Genomic DNA, 17,373 nt, shown 5'->3' on the forward strand with positions numbered 1-17,373 from the left:
ACGCTCAGGTGGGTTCGGTCCGTTCCGACCCCCGTGGACGACACACCGACACGGACCGAGGAGCCGGTCGACCCGGAGACGCTGGCGGCGTCGACGACGGCGTTCTCGCTTGTTGCCGACGAGACGCGGCTGGAGATCCTCGTGACGCTCGTCACCGAGACCAGCGGGCGTGGGGGCGACGCGTCGCTGTCGTTCTCGGAACTCCGACACGCGGTCGGGGTCGACGACTCTGGCCGGTTCAACTACCACCTCGACAGTCTCACCGGCACCTTCGTCCGCGAGGCGGACGACGGGCAGTACGCGGCGACGTGGATCGGCGCACAGCTGGCCGGGCGGGTCGCGGCCGGTGCGTTCGCGGACGACACCGTCTCGGTCGAGGCGTCCGTCGCCCCGTCGTGTCCGGACTGTGACCGCGAGTCGGAACTGGACTACGACGGGACGGTGCTCTCTGTCGACTGTCCCGACCACGGGACGGTGGCCGGCGTCCCGGCACCGCCGACGGCGGTCCGAGGACGAGACGCAGACGAACTGTTCCGTCGACTCCGGGACACCATCGCTCGCCGGGTGGAGTCGATCAGGAGTGGGACCTGTCCGGTCTGTGGCGCGCCGGTCACGACCCGACTCTCGCCGGATCCGCCGTCGGACACGGATCGGTACACGGGGATACCGTGGGCGACGTACGACTGCCGAGGTTGTTGGCTCGACGGCACCACGCCGGTGCAGGAACTGTGCCCGGGGCACCCGGCGGCACGCGTACTGTGTCTGACCGCCGGGTACGCCGCGAGTGGGTTCGCCGTCTCCTCTGGTCGAGACGGGTTGGCGGTCGACACGGACACGACGGCGCGGGACCCGCCGCGAGCCGAGGTCACGTTCACCGCCGACGACCTGTGCGTGACCGTCGGACTCGACGAGCGATTGAACACGGTCGGCGACCCGACTCCGAGTCCGGTCTCGGAGTGACCCGGCGGTCAGTCTCGAGACTAGTTCCCGTCGACGCGGTCGTCACCGCCACCGTCGCCGAGTCTCCCTCGTCGGCTGCCCGCCGTCTCGACGGCGCTCGATCGACCGTCGTCACGCTCGTCGACCGGTGCCGGCGCACCCCCCGTCGGCGTGACCACCGCGTCCGGGACGCGCACCTCGACGACGGTGCCACGCGGGTCGTTCTCGCGGAAGCTGACAGTCCCGTCGAGCGTGTCGGTCACCCACGTGACGACCCAGAGCCCGAACCCGTCGACGTGTTCGGCGTCCGTGATCGGCGTGTCGCCGGTCACCACGCGTCTGTCTACGTCCGGCAGTCCCGGGCCGTCGTCGGCCACCGTGAACACCGCCGCGTCGCCGTCGCGCTCGACGGCCACCCGGACCGTCGGGCGCTCCCGGTCGTTGTGCTCGACGGCGTTGTCGACGAGGTGTCGCAGCGCCACCTCCAGTAGCCTGTCGGCCCGCACCGCCAACCCCGTCGGCGCGTCGACGGTGATCTCGGGATCGGTGTCGGCCTCCGCTCGACGCCCACTCACGGCGTTCTCCAGTAGAGTTCGCGCGTCCAACACCGTCTCCGAGCGGTCCTCGAGGGTGTCGCGGGCGATCTGTACCTCGCCGCTCAACGACAGCAGGTCCTCGACGACCGCCTCGATCTGGTCGGCGTGCCGCCGTGCGTCCGCGGGGACTGCCTCGCGCAGTCGTTCGAGGTAGCCCAACACGACGTTCATATCGTTGCGGAGGTTGTGCCGGAGGAGCCGACTCATCACGCCGATCCGTCGCTCCCGGCGTCGCCGGTCGCTCACGTCCCGGACGATGGTGAGCAGCGCCTCGCGGTCGCCGACGGTGGTGAGCGATCCCGACACCTCGGCGGGGATCGACTCCCCGTCGGCGGTCTGGGGAGACAACGACTCCGTGACGTACCCGTCCTCGGCGGCGACGCGCTCGGCGAACTGTGCGAGCCGTGTCGGGTCGTACACCGTCGCGGCGTCGCTCCCCAACAGCGTCTCGCGGTCGTACCCCAGCAGCGAGCACGCCGTGCGGTTACACTCCAGCACGCGCCCGGCGTCGGGGTCGACGAGGAGGATCGCGTCGTTCGTGTTGCGGAACGTCTCCGTCAACCGGTCGCGGACGCGCGCCAGCTCCGCGGTGACGGCGCGGTGTTCCGTGAGGTCCCGCAGCGTCAACTGGACGGCGTCGTCGGCGAACTCCGCCGGGCCGACGACGGTCGCGGCGAGTCGCCGCTCCCCGTCAAGCGTCCGGAACTGCACCTCGGCGGCGTGCTCCGCCTCCTCGTCGTCCGCGACCCGGTCGAGTCGCTCGTGGAGCGTCGCGTGGTCCGCCGGGGCGACGAGGTCCGTGATCGGCCGGCCGACGAGCGTCTCCGCGCCAGTCTCGGCCCGCTCGTCGTCTCCCGCAGCGGGGTCGGCGAGGCGGCTGTCACCGCCGTCCGTCTCGCTCGCGTCCCGCGGCCGGGTCGTCTCCCCCGCCTCCTCACTCGCCCCGCTCGGCGTCCCGTCGGTCGTGCGTCTCCCCGCAACCTCGCCGGCGACGGGTGCGTCTCTCGCAGATCCGCCGTCCGAGCCGTCGTCGTCGCCGACCGTGGCGACGGAGTCGGCGGCGAAGTACCGCACCGCGGCGGGGTTCGCGTCGGTGACGTGACCGCCACGGACGACGAGGATCGGCGAGGGCGCCTCCGCGACGAGCGTCTCGTGGCGGCGCTGTTGGACGGCGAGGCGATCCGACAGCGCGTCGCGGTCTCGTGTCACCGACAACCCGTAGTAGACCGCCCCGGCGGTGAGCAGGTTCACGGCCGTCTCGACCGCCTGTTCGCCCGGCGTCCCGGGGACGGTGCCGGTCTCCAGCGCGGTGACCAACTGCAGCACCTGTGTGGCGATCATCCCGACGGGAACCGCGACGAGCAACAGCGGCCACCGGCGTTCCACGTCTCGGAGCACCGGGATCGAGCCGATGACGGAGACGACGAGCGCCAGCAGAGGCCCGACGACGAACACGTACAGTGTCACGAGGTTCGGGGTCATGTGTCGTTGCTGGCGTCGCGGGTGGCGTCGGGACGGGTCGGGTGTCGTCCTCGGGCGTCGCGGGTGTCGTCCTCGGGCGTCGCGGGTGGCGTCGGGACGGGTCGGGTGTCGTTCCCTGGTGTCGCGGGTGTCGTCCCCGGGGGGTCGCGGGTGTCGTCGTGGACGGCCGTGGGGCGACGGGCAGGTCCGCCACGACCACGGCACGGTGTGGTAGACGGCACGTCGGCGGCGACGGCGGCACCCGGCACGCACCCCCCGAGCGGCCGGACAGCCGTAGTCGGCTCCACCGACGCGCTGCCACCAGTTGAATCTGCTGGCGTCGCTGGGTGGAGACACACGACGCCACGAGGGCCGGGAGGAGTTAGTCCGTAGTCCATAGACTGTAGACCGACATGTCACGGGCACCGGAGCGTCCGGGTGACACGGACACCGGGGCGGCGGCGCGGGACTTCTTCGCCGCGCAGACGCTGCTGTCGACGCCGCGGCTGGCCTTCCTGTACACGGACCTGTTGGTTCACTCGCCGACCACCGTCACTGCCGCACGCGAACGGACGGGAACCGAACGGAGTACGGCGTACAAGTACGCGAACCGGCTCGCGGAGCTCGGCGTCGCACGAGAGACCGACGATCGGGTCGACGGTGCCGCACTGTGGCGGACGGAGCCGGTGGTCGGCACGTGGCAGGGGGTCGAGACGTTCGGCGTCTCGCCGACGTTGATCGCCGTCTACGGCGCGAGTACACGCGACGACGATCTGGAGTTGTTCCGCGACCGCCACGGGACGAGCGCCGGCCGTCACCGAGACACTCGCGTACCTCCGTGGCGAGCGAACACGGCGCGGCGTCGCGGCGGAACTCGGCGTCCCGGCGACGGAGGGAGTCGCCGTCTCGCAGGCGGTCGAGGGGATCGTCGCCGTCGTCGGGGGGCCGATCCGACCGTCGACACGGACACACTCCCTGTCGAGATCCACGAGCGTGTCGTCGCCGACTGCCCGTACACACCCCGCGACGATGGCTGAGTCGGGTGCCGTCGAACCGCTCTCACCGGCGCTGCTCGGCGACACGACCCGAACGGTGGTCGACCACGCGGCGACCGCCGAGATGACGTAGCGGACGGTGGACGGAGCGAGCCGCAGCCTCGAGAGTCGTCTCCCTCGCCGCTGGGGCTAGACAGAAGTGTCCGGAGTGGAGAGGGCGTGGTAACAGATGACAAGGGGACGGGTGGTACACGTGACGGAGCCGCCGGTGGGTGACGCGACCGTCGCCGACGCACTCGCCGCACGACTCAACCGTCCGCTCGTGCGGGCGACGCCGGCCGGTCTCGCGGAACGACTCGCGGCAGAGACCGTCGCCTGCGTCGTGTGGCGCGTCTCGCCAGAGGACGACCAGGGAACCGACGACGACGCGACTCCCGTCGCGGTCGTTCCCCCGACCGTCCCGACGGTCGGCTACGCCGTCGTCGACGAGGGTGTCGACGACGAACACCCCCCGAGAGACGAGCCCAGAACAGCGACGCGGCACGTCCCACGCGGTGTGTCGGAACAGGTTCTGGTCTCGGCGCCGGAGCGTCCCGACGAGTTGGCCGCGACCGTCGCCGGTGTCGCGGCCGCGTACCCGGACGCCGACCGACTCGGCGCGTTCCCGCGGCGGGCCCCGTTCCCCGTCGTGGCCGGGTGGCTCCGTGCGGAGACCCGCCCCTCGCTCCTCGTCTGGGACGCCAACGAGGCGTACGCCGCGACGTTCGACACGAGCCGCGAGGCCGTCCGCGGTGTCACGCTCGTCGACTTCCCCGAGCCGACGCCCGTCGCCGATCGCCCCGGCGAGGCACCCGACGCCGACGCGCCGGGGTCGGCGGCCGAGTCGACGGGGACACCCGACACCCGGTCGCGTTCGTCGCGGCCGTACGACGAGGCGCTCGCGAGGGCGACGGCGACGGGAGAGCCGACGACGTTGGCGACGCGTCTCCCGACGGGCGCCGACGAGACGTCGTTCCGAGTGACTGTGATTCCCGCCGCCGACACGGACGAGGGCGACGCCACGGAGCACGAGGCCACCGGCGCGTTCGTGTGGGCGTCGTACGTCGACGTGACGGACCACGCGGTCGACCGGCGTCGGGTGGCGGCGCTCCACGACGCCGCCCTCTCGCTGGCGAGCGCGGGGACGCCAGCCGCGGTCCACGAGACGGTCGCCAGCGCAACCGACGAGCTCGCCGCGGGGGAGCGGTGTGCGGTGTTCCACGAGCGCGACGGGGTGTTGGAGCCGGTCGCGACGGCGGGCGCGACCTCGCTGCGAGCGTGTCGCTCTCACGAGACGGGGACGGGCGCCGTCGGCCGGGCACACGCCAGCGGCTCCGTGACCGTCGTCGACGACCCCGACGCCGACGAGACGGCCGTCGAGACGGACGGGACGGTGGTGGCCGTGCCGGTGGGTGAGTGGGGGGTCGTCCGTGTCGTCGCCGCCGAGTCCGGTGCTGTCGACGCGTTCCAGCGAGACCTGGTGTACACGCTCGGTGCCCACGCCGCCGCGGCGCTGTCGCGTGTCGACCGCGAGCAGTCGAGTCGGCTCCACCGGCGGCGACTCGACCGGCTCCACGAGGCGACACGGGAACTCGTGGACGCGAGCGACGAGCACGCGGCGACGACGCGCGCGGTGGACGTGGCCGCCGACCTCCTGGAGACGCCCGGCTGTGCAGTCCACCGGTACGACTCGGGGGCAGAGCGACTCCGCGTCGCCGCGAGTCGCGACACTTCGACCGTCTCCGCCGTCCCGCGCGACCCCGGTGAGGGTGTCGTCGGCGTCGCCTACGAGACCGGGAGCGAGCGGGCCGTCGGGGTCGACGGGAGACGCGACGAGACGCCGGCGGGTGGCGGAGGCCCGGGGCGGGGCGGCTCGTCGGACCACGCCGACCGATCGGGAGACGAGCCGACACCGCCACCGGGCGCAGAGACCGTCGTCGCGTACCCGCTCGGTGACCACGGCGTCCTGTCGGTGTACGCCGACGCGAGCGACGCGGTCGACACCCGCGTGCGACATCTCGGCCGGGTGTTGGCGAGTAACGTCGAGACGGTGCTCGACAGTCTCGCCGACGAGCGGGTGCTGCGCCGTCGCGAGGCGCAACTGACACGCCAGAACGAGCGGCTCGAACGGTTCGCCTCGGTGGTGAGCCACGACCTCCGCTCGCCGCTGGAGGTCGCACGCGGCAACGCCGAACTCGCACAGATCGAGGGTGATCTCGACCGACTCGACGACGTACTCGACGCACTCGACCGTGCGAATCGACTCGTCGACGACACGCTGTCGTTCGCCCGCCAGGGGACCCACGTCGGCGACGTCTCGCCCGTCGCACTCCGGCGGGTGGCCCGCGACGCCTGGGAGTCCGTCCACGTCGAGGGACACGAGAGCGGCCGGCAGGCGGACGGCGAGGGCGACGAACCCGCGGCGAACGGTGCGGGCGAGTCGAGCGGGACCGACACGGAGGCGTCCGTAAACGACGGCGCGGACGGGTCGACCGAGACCGACACGGAGGCGTCGGCGAACGACGGCGCAGACGAGGCGGCGGCGAGTGGGAGCGAGGAGTCGGTCGCAGTCGGCGCGGCGACACTGGTCTGCGAGACGGACGCGCGCGTCCGAGCGGACGAGCGACGGCTCCAGCGGCTGCTGGAGAACCTGTTCCGGAACGCGGTCGAGCACAACGACCGGCCGGTCACGGTTCGCGTGACGGCGACCGACGACGGATTCGCGGTCGTGGACGACGGCGTCGGTCTCCCGTCGCTCCCCGATCGGGACCTCTTCGACCCCGGGACGACGACCAGCGACGACGGCACCGGCTTCGGGCTGAGCATCGTTCGCCAAGTCGCAGACGCTCACGGGTGGACCGTCGACGCCGAGACCGCTGCCGACGGCGGCGCCCGGTTCGTCTTCGACACCGATCCCGCGACGTGACTGCCGTCAGGGAACGACGCCGTCGAGACGAGCGTGTCGCGTCGACTACCGGTCGCTCGCGGGGAGCGTGACGGTGATCTCCGTCCCGTCGTCGACCGTCACGTCGATCCGGCCGTCCGAGAGGTCGACGATCCAGTAGACGAGCCACAGGTCCACGCCGTCGGCGTGGTCCAGCACGCCGACCGTCCCGTCGCCGGTCAACACCTCTCGTTCCGCCTCTGGCAGCCCCGGGCCGTCGTCCGCGATCCGCAGCCGCACCGCCTCGCCGTCGGCACCCTTCGCGACCTCGGGAGCCGACTCGGTGCGTGCCACCGAGACCGTCACCGTCGGCTCGGGCCCGGTGTGTTCGACGGCGTTGTCGAGTAGTTCCTCGACGGCGCGCCGGAAGGCCGGCACCGCCTCGACGGTACACGACGCCGGGAGGTCCGTCTCGACGGTCGCGTCCTCGGCGGACTCCGTCACGTCCGCGACGACCTCGCGGACGGTGTCGGCGGCGGGGACGGCCCCCGGTGTCGGCGGGTCCGTCAGTAGGTCGACCGCCTCGCGGTAGCGCGCGACGAGCTTCGACAACTGCGTCGCACGCCGGTGGATCCGTGCGGCCATCGACTGCTCGTCGTCGACGACACCCTCCGCGATCCCCTCCGCGAAGCCGCCGATCACGCCCACGTCGTTGCGGAAGTTGTGGCGCAACACCCGCGAGAGTACCGCCAGTTGCCGGTCGCGCTCGACGCGAGCGGTCACGTCCCGGCCCTCTGGGATCAGTAGTTCCACCTCGCCCGTCTCGTCGGTGATCGGACGCACGGAGAAGTCGATGATCTGTTCGCCGTCGACGCCCGAGACCGGCGTCTCGTAGCGGACGAACTCCCCGTCGGCCGCGCGGTCGAGCGCGTCGGCGAGTCGCTCGCGGTACTCCTCGTCGACATCCCACCACGGCGCGTCCGTGAAGTGTTCGCCGACGGCCTGCTCGCGCGTGACGCCGGCGAAGTCCAACGCCGTCTGGTTGGCCTCCAACAGCGTGCCGTCGGGCGCGAGCAGCCCGGTGAACTGGTGCGTCTGGTCGAAGATGGCCTCCGCGCGCCGTTCGCGCCGCCGCCGGTCGGCGATGTCACGGATCGTCACCTGTGCGTGTTCGCGGCCGTCCAACGAGACTCGGTCCGCCTCGATCGAGACCGGCACCGTCTCGCCGTCCGCCGTCTCGACGACGATCGGCTCCCCGTCCGGGAACCACTCGCGGCTGCCGTCGATGTCGACGATCCAGTCCCAGTGGGTCGTGTACCGCTCGCGTTCGCCGTCGGGGAACAGGACCAGGTACTCGCGGCCGACCAGCGCCTCCGGGTCGGCGGCGTCGGCCAGATCCGCCGCGGCGTCGTTCGCCTCGACGATCTCGCCTGAGTCGCGTTCCAACAACACGACCGCGTCCGTCGCCGACGAGACGAGACTCTCGTACTTCCGGCGCGTCCGGTCGAGTTCGGCGCCCATCTCCGCCTCCGTGAACCGCCGACCCAACGCCTCCGAGAGCAGTTCGACGAACGTCTGCTCGACGGGGGTGAACTCGCGGTCGCGTGGCGTCTCCGCCCCGAAACACACCGTCCCGTACACCTCTCCGTCGACGGTGATCTTCGCGCCCAGGTAACAGGCGACGCCGTGGTCCGCGTAGCCGGGGTTCGTCTCGTACCCCTCCGCGACGGCGTCGGCGACCGCCAGCGACTCCTCGCGTTGGATCACCGTCTTACAGTACCCTGGGTGGTCCACCTGGGCGCCCTCCGGGACGAGGTCCGCGGTCTCGTTGGTGACGGTGACCGTCGCCCCCTGCTCCGGGTCGTCGATCCGTTTGACGTGGCCCTCGGGGAGGTCGAGGTACCGACAGGTGAGTGTCACCGCCCGCCGCTGGAGTGCCGGGAGGTCCAACGACTCGTCGTCGAACAGCTCGTACAACTGCTCGCGCGCTGCGGCGATGTCCAGCGACTCCCGTCTCTCCTCCGCCGTCGTCTCTGGCCGCTCGTCGGCGGAGTGACTCTCGCTCACAGTCTCCAGCACCTCCCACGGTGACGTGTGTGAGTACGCGGGGGCGATCCGTCGGTGGCGTGCGGACGCGAAGGTCGTGTGAGTACCATCGGTAGTGTCGAGGAGCCGTGTCGTCTCCGGTGGCGAGTGTCGTCCCCGGTCTGTGACTCGCCGGTCACGGTCGTACGTGGCTTCAGTGAGGCGCTCCCGGCCTAATAGTCTTGGCCCCGACGACGCCGGAGACGTGCTGATCGACGCCGTCGGTAGGTACGAGAGACGGGGACCGCCTCGCGACCGGAACTGGCGTCGTCCGGATTCCCGCAGCTATTTCACACCCCTCGGGCAAGTTTTGCACATGAGTCCGGACCCATCCGGCGCGTACCAGCACTACGTCGACGGCGAGTGGATCGACGGCGAGGGAACCGAGACGTTCGAGAGTCGCAACCCCGCCAACGGGGAGACGCTCGGCACGTTCCACCGCGGGACGGAGGCGGACGTCGAGCGGGCGGTCGACGCCGCGAACGCCGCCGAAGAGGAGTGGCAGGCCATGTCGTACACGGATCGCGCGGAGTACCTGTGGGACATCTACCACGAACTCAAGGAACGCCACGAGGAACTCGGCGAGGTCGTCACCAAAGAGTGCGGCAAGGAGATCAGCGAGGGGAAGGCCGACGTGACGGAGGCCTGGCACATGGTCGAGTGGGCCGCCGGCAACGCCCGCCACCCACACGGCGACGTGGTGCCCTCCGAGATCGCCTCGAAGGACGCCTACATGCGCCGGAAGCCGCGCGGCACGATCGGCTGTATCACGCCGTGGAACTTCCCAGTCGCCATCCCGTTCTGGCACATGGCCATCGCCCTCGTCGAGGGGAACACGGTCGTCTGGAAGCCCGCCGAGCAGACTCCGTGGTGTGGGCAGATCATCGCCGAGATGTTCGTCGACGCCGGCATCCCGGACGGCGTGTTCAACATGGTGCAGGGCTTCGGTGACGCCGGCAACGCCATCGTCCAAGACGACCGCGTGGACACCGTCCTGTTCACCGGGTCGGCGGAGGTGGGCCACCAGATCGCCGACGAACTCGGCGGGCAGGCCGGCCGCGAGGTGTCTCTGGAGATGGGCGGCAAGAACGGCATCGTGATCACCGAGGAGGCGGACCTCGACGTGGCGGTCCACTCCGCGGTGATGTCGTCGTTCAAGACCACCGGCCAGCGGTGTGTCTCCTCCGAGCGACTGATCGTCCACGAGGACGTGTACGGCGAGTTCAAGTCGCGGTTCGTCGAGATCGCCGAGAACGTCGCCGTCGGCGATCCCCTCGACGAGGACACGTTCATGGGGCCGCTGATCGAGGACGAGCACGTCGAGAAGGTGAAGAAGTACAACCAGCTCGCCCGCGACGAGGACGTGACCGTCCTGGTCGACCGCGAGGAGTTGGCCGACGACGAGATCCCCGACGGCCACGAGGAGGGGTCGTGGGTCGGCCCGTTCGTCTACGAGGCGGACGCCCACGCCGACCTCCGGTGTACCCACGAGGAGGTGTTCGGTCCGCACGTGGCGCTGTTGGAGTACTCCGGCGACATCGAGGAGGCCGTCGCGATCCACAACGACGTGGACTACGGGCTCGCAGGTGCCATCATCTCCGAGGACTACCGGCAGATCAACTACTACCGCGACAACGCCGAGGTCGGGCTCGCCTACGGGAACCTCCCGTGTATCGGCGCGGAGGTCCAGCTCCCGTTCGGCGGCGTGAAACGCTCCGGGAAGGGTGCCCCGAGCGCCCGCGAGGCGATCGAGGCCGTCACCGACCGCACCGCCTGGACGCTCAACAACGGCGACGACATCGAGATGGCACAGGGCCTCTCCGCCGAGATCGTCACCGAAGACGACGACTGAGAACGTCGTCTCACCACCCGTCTCTGAAGCGTCGTGTGCCCACCGGTCGAGACTCCAGCGGGTGAGCGTCGACCGGCCGACGCGGAAGCGGTTCCGTCGGCGCCGTTCTCACCGATCTGTGTGACTCGTCGGTCACGACGACGGGTCCGAGGCCGTACCGAGACGGGCAGAGACGAGTGCGGAGGAAGCGAGACAGAGAGCCGGGTATCGTCGAGCGCGTCACCGCACCAGCGCGGCGCGGATGGGCTCCGGGAGCGAGCCGTCGGTGTCGAAGTCGACCGCGACGCGCAGCCGCCGCTCCGGGCGGCCGAGGCCGCCGTCGTTCACGGGCACGGCGGTGATCAACCCCTCGTCGGCCAGCGAGTCGATCCGGCGTTGGACCGTCCGCGGGGCGGCCACGTCGAGGTCGCGGACGGTGTCGATCACCTCACCGACGCGGGCTTCCCCCTCGGCGCCGGCCCACACCAACAGCGAGACGGGGTCGAGCGAGCCGAGCGACTCGCGGGTGGTCTCGACGGCGACCGTCTCGGCGGCGGACGCGCCCAGCGTCTCGCGGGTCCGCGCGAGCACGGTGTCGCGCCCCGGCGTCTCCAGGTCCACGGGCTCGCTGCGGTCGAACCGCTCGCGGTAGCGGTCGTACACGTCCGCCGCGCCGACGAGTCCCACCGGCGGTTCGACGGAGGGGTCGAACGTCCCGACGGTCTCCGGGTCGACGACGACCACGTCGGCGGCGGGCCCCACACGCACGGACAGTCGCCCCTGCTCGACCAACGCCGCGGCGCGGATCCGCGTCGTCCACCGCAGGCGGTCGGGCACGCCCTCCGCCAACACCAGGTCCACACGACTCCCCTCGCGGTCCGCCAGCGCGGCCAGGAACGCCCGCGTCTCGTCGCGCGCAGGCAGTGTCACCACCGGTTCGGACACGCGGTCGAGGAGAGCCGCGAAGACTTTGTTAGCTTGCCCCTCGATGGAATCCATATCGGGTGTACCCAATATTCGAGAAGGGTTATAATTTTCTAATCTGGGTGGTCTCGGGTTCCTCGCCCGCAACCACAGGTTCCGCGGCTCGTGAACGTTTCTTCACACGACGTGGCAGTATCTACACACGAGTCTGTGGCGGCGGCGGAGCAGATTCCGTCGTCGTGATCGTCTATTCCGTCGTCGAGCGTCGGATTCGTTCGCCTCCGACGCCGAAACCGGATGACGACACAAAAAATTAGGTTGTCTCTTACTATCTAGCCCGTTAAAATCAAGTTGTCAGAGGCAATGTATCGGAGTATGCGCTCACTGTTGACGCGCGTTCGGTGTGCCGCCGCGGCGCACCCGCGCCTCGTCGTGTCGTTGCTCGTCGTGACCACGTTCCTGCTCGCGAGCGGGACCGCCGCTGCGGTGGAGAGTGAGTCAGTAGTAAGGTCAGTAGAATCCGCAATAGAGTTCACAACAGAGGAATCTGGGAACTCCTACGACGGACCAACCGATCCGTCGTCTGAGTAAAGTCGATCGTAGGCATCCCACAAAAACTCCCCTTTATACATAACTGGACTCTGGTGGATTCTTAGCTCTCTTCTAGCTTTGCTATTGTCAATATTTTTCTTTATTGGATTCTGCCTCATTTGACGCTTCGATGCAACATGGTCCTCAACTACCCCTCCAATGTCATTCAGCCCTGTATAATTTGTTATCAGATACTCTTCTTCCACTATCTTATACATTGGAGGTATATTTGCATTTGACTGTGCGACAGCGTGCGTCCCGTCTCCCACAGCCACGTACCCACTCGGATCATCGATCTGCCGCGCGAACGACAGCGCCCGTTCGACACTCCACCCCAGCGAGATCAGCCGCGCCCAGTTCTGGCCGACGGAGGCGGCCTTCTCGTCGCTGACGGCGCGGGTCGTCACCGCGCCGGCGACCGCACCGCGGCGCACCAGCCGCTCGCCGAACTCGAAGGAGCCGCAGGCGTTCAGGAAGAACGTCTCCGCACCGCACGCGTCGACCGACCCGTGCGAGAGGAACCCGTCGCGACACTCGATCCCCCGGCCCTGCTCGTGGTGGCCGACGACGTGGACCAGGTCGTGGTCCGCCTCGAACAGTCGCGCGAGATCCGCCGTCGTCGGCCGCGCCAACAGCTCCACCGACAGCGGGAGGTCCCGCTCGCCGTACTGCTCGACCACCTCGCGACCGGGCATGTCCCGCGCCGTCAACGCCACGCGGATCGACAACTCGTCCTCCTCGCGCGGCCGGGGCCGTGGCGCGTCCACGAGGTTGAACGCCCCGAGCGCACGGCGCGGGGCCTGCCAGCCGACGGTGGCGGCGCGTTCCGCCGGCGAGACCCACACCTCGTCGTCCGTCGCTCGCGGCGCGGAACTGCGGAGCTTCCGCTCCTCGGCCCACTCGAACTGCTCGCTCACCGTCTCCAGCGTCGCCGCCTCCGGGGAGTACACGTCGCTCAACCCCGCGAGGTGGTGCGACAGCGCCGGCACGTTCTCCATCGACGGCTGGACGTGGACGCCGAGGTGCCACGTCGGCAGTTCCGCGTCGAGTCGCTCCGTGTCCGCCGCCGAGAGCGCGAGGTACCGGCGGACGCGCTCCGCGATGGGCGCCTCGTACAGCGACGCCGCGTCCAACCCCGCCTCGACCAACAGGTGGTGTTCCGCCAACTGCTCGCCGTGCGGCCCCGCACTCCGCGCGAGACAGTCGAGGTAGAAGAGTCGTCGCAGGAGCCGCGACGCCTCGTGGTCCGCCGTCTCGGGATTGCCTCCCAACGACACCCGTCGGTCGCCGGCCCGGAGGTGCGCCGTGGCGTCGGGGGCGACGCGGACCGACGCGCCGAGGTAGTACGCCAGCGGCGCGGTCGGCAACAGGTACGCCAGCGCGTCCCGTTCGGGGACGACCAGCGACACGTCCGTCTCCGGCGGGTCGAACTCGTTGGTCGTGTCCGCGGCCGGGTCGTCACACAACTCGATGGCCGGCGGGTAGTTGCGGACGTTCGGCCAGGTGCGGTCCGGCGACGTGACCGGGATCGCACACCCCGCGGCGGTGATCGCGTTCGCGACACCCGCCGGCGAGCGGTGGACCGACATCTCCCCCTCCGGGAAGTCCGCCTTCGTCCGGAACCCCAGCGTCACCGTCGCCGTCTCCGAGAGGTCGAGTACTGTCTCCGCGTCGCGACGGACCGTCCCCGAGGCGCCCGGCCGGACGAGCACCAACACCGGCGTGCGGACGACCACCAGCGTGTCCGGCCCGACGGCCATCGGCTCGTCGTCGGTCAGGCGACTGTGCTCGCCGCTGTCCGGGTCGATCACCGTGACGCCCACCGGCGACGTGCGGAGCCCGTCCGTCTCGACGCGCACGGTCTCGTCGGCCTCGTAGGCCACGGTCTCCCTGTCCGCGAACAGGTAGCCGCCACGCTCCAGCGTCGGCTCGTGACCCGTCTCCACACAGACGGACCGCCGCGCGCGATCGATCGCCGTCACGCCGTCCTCGTCGGGTGTCACCTTCACGGTCGTCGCTCCGTTCGACACCACCGAGGGCCGCACGTGATTTAACGACACCGGTATCGGAACTGTCTCTTTCTGGCGTAATTTTGATCGGGTGACCGCTAGTGGGTGTCGAGATGACAGAGACGACGACGAGCGGCGGTGCGGACGGACACGAGGAGACACCGGAACGACCGAGTCGGACGGGGAGCGAGAGCCGTCGTGCGGACGGAGGCGAGGGTCACCACGCCGCGACGGCGACGACGACGGCGTCGGTCGTGGAGACGCTCCGTGAGCTGTTGGCGTCGGCCGAGGGCGGTCGTCAGTACCTGCTGGACCCGCCGCCGGCGTTCCTCGAGGCGCTGGAGGCGGCCGTCGACCAGGTCGAGAACCCACCCACACTGCGGCTCCTCGCACCCCACGACACGCTGGTGTGGCTCCGGACGCGTCACCACGTCGCCACCCGCGTGGCGGATCTGATCGCAGACGACGTGGTGCGGCTCCGCGAGACGCCGTTGGCCGACGAGACGCCGGCGCTGGTCGGGCCGAATCGGCTCTCGGCGCTGGTGCTCGTCGGAGACGCGGCGGCGACCCTGCGCACGACGGAGACGGACGTGCCGGGCGAGGTGTACGAGCGCGCCGAGCAGTTGTGGGCCGACGCGGAGTCGTTCTCCCTGCGGACCCCGCCGTTGAGCGAGACGCTGGCGACTGGCGAGCGCACCTTGGGCGAGGCGTTCCGTGCGGACTTCGCGGAGAGTCTCACCGTCGCCGCGGCGTTGGACGACGCCTCCACGTACCACCCGGTACGGGCCGGGTTGGCGATCGCGGCGCGGCACGAACTGCTCCACTACGACGTGAGTCGGTGGGGAGATCGGACCGGGGTCGCGTCGACGGCCTCGTTCTCGCGACACAAGTCGACGCTGGAGGAACGCGGCGTGATCGAGACGGAGAAGGTGCCCGTCGAGACGGGGCGACCGCGCCAGCGGCTCCTGCTCACCGACGAGTACCGCCGACTCGCCGACGAGGAGGGGCTCGCGGCGCTGATCCGTGCGGCGGCCGTCGACGACTGACTCCTCGCGCGGCGCGGCCGACCGGTCCGGTGCGACGAGGTGACGGCGACGTGGGGAGATCGCGAGAATCGCGCCCCCCGCCGAGTTTATCTCTCCGCCGCGCGTGACCGGTGACGTGACCGACGACGACTTCCTCCTGTTGAACCCCGGTCCGGTGCCGGTGCGCCAGTCGGTGCTCGACGCGATGAACGAGCCGATGGTGTCCCACCGGTCTGCGGACTTCGAGGCCGTCTACGAGCGCGCACAGGCCGGCGTCGAGTACGTGTTCGAGCGGTCGACACCCGCCGGCGCGGCCACGAGCGACGGCGGGACGGCACTCCTGCTCAACGGGACGGCGACGATGGGGATGGAGGCGGCCGTCGCCAACCTCGTCGGTCCAGAGGACCACGTCGTCGCACTCGTCAACGGGAAGTTCGGCCGGCGGTTCGCTCGGATCGCGGAACGCCACTCCGAGGACGTGACTCGCGTCGACGTGCCGTGGGGAGAGTCGATCCCGCTGTCGGCCGTCGAGGCGGCGATCGAACCCGACACCGCACTGGTGACGATGGTCCACAACGAGACCTCGACCGGGCTCCAGAACCCCGTCTGGGGTGTCGGGGACCTGCTGGCGGACCACGACGCGCGGTTCGTCGTCGACGGCGTCACCAGTGTCGGCGGCGACGTGTTCTGTGTCGACGACTGGCACGTCGACGTGGCGATCACGGACGCCCAGAAGGCGCTGGAGACACCGCCGGGGATCTCGGCGGTGTACGTGACCGACGACGTTCGCGACGCCTTCGACGGGGAGTCGGCGCCGTTCTACGAGGACCTCGACTGGCACCTCCGGAAGGCCGAGAGCCACCAGACGCCGTTCACCTCCGCGGTACCGCTGTTCCGGGCGATGGCCGAGGCGGTCGCGGCGATCGAGGCGGAGGGGATGCCCGCCCGGATCGCGCGCCACTACCGCCAGGCGCGGGCGTTCCGCGCCGGCTTCGACGCGCTGGGACTGGAGCCGTTCCCGGACGCGACGGACCACACGGTCCGCTCGAACACCGTCACGGCGATCCAGTTGCCGGACCCGATCTACGAGGACGCCGCCGACTTCTTCGCCGCCGTCGAGGAACGGAACGTCTCCATCTCCGGCGGACAGGCGCACCTCGGCGGCCAGATCTTCCGCGTCTCCAACATGGGGTCGCTCGCGGGCGAGGCCGTGGTGCGCGGGGTGCGTGCCGTCGGCGAGGCGCTCGATCAGGTGGGCGTCGAGACGGACGTGGACGCGGGCGTCGCGGCCGCACGCGAGTGGGTCGTGACTGGGGACGGGTCGTGACCCTCGTGAGTGGGGACGGGTCGTGATCCTCGTGGTGGGCGACGAGCCAGGCTGATTCACCACTCCCGCCCAACGGCCGCCAGCGTCGCGTCCAACTCTTCGCTCGTCGCGTTGCCAGAGCGGACGGCGTCGGCCGGGTCGCGGCCGCGGTCAGAGACGGTCACCACGGCGTCGTCGACGGTGTAGTCACACTCGGCGACGAGGTACGCCGCCAGCGCGACGCCGGTGCGGCCGATCCCGGCGTGGCAGTGGACGACCGCCGGGCTGTCGGCACTCGCCTCTGCGAGGAACGGGAGCACCTCGTCGACGAGCGTGTCGACGGACGGGAGTTCGTGGTCCGTCACCGGGGCGTGCCGGACCGCGTCGGCACCGAACCGCTCGCGGTACCGGTCGAGCAGTCCGTCGTAGGCGGCGACCTGGCGCTCGCTCAGGAGACAACACACTCGGTCGATCCCGTGGTCCGCGACGGCGTCACACCACCGGGCGACGGGGTCGGCCGCAGTGCGGAACACCCACTGTGGGGAGCCGACGCCATACACCGCCGGCGCGTCCGGGGCGGCAGACTGGAGTCCCTTCACGTGTCGTTCGTAGGCGGCGTCTCACCTGTAGGCTGTGGTTCCGCGAGTCGGCCGTCGTCGCGGGGCGCCGAGCCACCCCAACACGGTGA

At 70.4% G+C, this 17,373-nt stretch carries 10 protein-coding genes and 1 pseudogene; 6 read left to right on the forward strand and 5 right to left on the reverse strand.

Annotated elements, in window-relative coordinates; translation table 11 throughout:
* Positions 1-33 precede the first annotated feature (33 nt).
* Complete coding sequence (locus RYH80_RS06775; protein WP_370903092.1) at positions 34-960, forward strand: DUF7351 domain-containing protein; 927 nt, start codon at positions 34-36, stop codon at positions 958-960.
* A 20-nt stretch (positions 961-980) separates the two neighbouring features.
* On the opposite strand, the gene RYH80_RS06780 is transcribed toward RYH80_RS06775, so the two are convergent.
* Complete coding sequence (locus RYH80_RS06780; protein ID WP_370903093.1) at positions 981-3,017, reverse strand: PAS domain S-box protein; 2,037 nt, start codon at positions 3,015-3,017, stop codon at positions 981-983.
* A gap of 750 nt (positions 3,018-3,767) precedes the next feature.
* On the opposite strand from RYH80_RS06780, the pseudogene RYH80_RS20150 reads away from it, so the two are divergent.
* Together RYH80_RS20150 and RYH80_RS06790 are read left to right on the forward strand one after the other, a co-directional pair.
* Positions 3,768-3,869: pseudogene (locus RYH80_RS20150) on the forward strand (hypothetical protein); the annotation flags it as partial.
* 375 nt (positions 3,870-4,244) lie between these two features.
* The gene (locus RYH80_RS06790; protein WP_370903095.1) at positions 4,245-6,956 is read left to right on the forward strand and encodes a sensor histidine kinase; all 2,712 of its coding nucleotides are present in this window, start codon (positions 4,245-4,247) and stop codon (positions 6,954-6,956) included.
* Between the two features lie 45 nt (positions 6,957-7,001).
* Here the strand turns inward: RYH80_RS06790 and RYH80_RS06795 are convergent, their stop codons facing one another.
* Entirely contained in the window at positions 7,002-8,981 is a 1,980-nt protein-coding gene (locus tag RYH80_RS06795) for a PAS domain S-box protein (RefSeq protein ID WP_370903096.1), read from the reverse strand.
* 334 nt (positions 8,982-9,315) lie between these two features.
* On the opposite strand from RYH80_RS06795, the gene RYH80_RS06800 reads away from it, so the two are divergent.
* Positions 9,316-10,851 carry an aldehyde dehydrogenase family protein gene (locus tag RYH80_RS06800; RefSeq protein ID WP_370903097.1) on the forward strand — a complete coding sequence of 512 codons (1,536 nt, stop codon included), beginning with the start codon at positions 9,316-9,318 and terminating at the stop codon, positions 10,849-10,851.
* A gap of 219 nt (positions 10,852-11,070) precedes the next feature.
* Here the strand turns inward: RYH80_RS06800 and RYH80_RS06805 are convergent, their stop codons facing one another.
* Positions 11,071-11,829, reverse strand: coding sequence for a transcriptional regulator TbsP domain-containing protein (locus RYH80_RS06805; RefSeq protein WP_370903099.1), 759 nt, complete (start codon positions 11,827-11,829; stop codon positions 11,071-11,073).
* A gap of 482 nt (positions 11,830-12,311) precedes the next feature.
* Positions 12,312-14,375, reverse strand: coding sequence for a hypothetical protein (locus RYH80_RS06810; protein WP_370903100.1), 2,064 nt, complete (start codon positions 14,373-14,375; stop codon positions 12,312-12,314).
* A gap of 92 nt (positions 14,376-14,467) precedes the next feature.
* On the opposite strand from RYH80_RS06810, the gene RYH80_RS06815 reads away from it, so the two are divergent.
* Positions 14,468-15,400 (forward strand): transcriptional regulator TbsP domain-containing protein, encoded by a 933-nt coding sequence (locus RYH80_RS06815; RefSeq protein ID WP_370903101.1) that lies wholly within the window; start codon positions 14,468-14,470, stop codon positions 15,398-15,400.
* Positions 15,401-15,515: 115 nt separating this feature from the next.
* On the forward strand, positions 15,516-16,706 hold the full coding sequence (locus tag RYH80_RS06820) for a pyridoxal-phosphate-dependent aminotransferase family protein (protein WP_370903102.1): 1,191 nt from the start codon (positions 15,516-15,518) through the stop codon (positions 16,704-16,706).
* Between the two features lie 56 nt (positions 16,707-16,762).
* On the opposite strand, the gene RYH80_RS06825 is transcribed toward RYH80_RS06820, so the two are convergent.
* On the reverse strand, positions 16,763-17,284 hold the full coding sequence (locus RYH80_RS06825; protein WP_370903103.1) for a protein-tyrosine phosphatase family protein: 522 nt from the start codon (positions 17,282-17,284) through the stop codon (positions 16,763-16,765).
* Positions 17,285-17,373 lie beyond the last annotated feature (89 nt).

This window comes from Halobaculum sp. MBLA0147, from assembly GCF_041361345.1.
Classification (GTDB): domain Archaea; phylum Halobacteriota; class Halobacteria; order Halobacteriales; family Haloferacaceae; genus JAHENP01.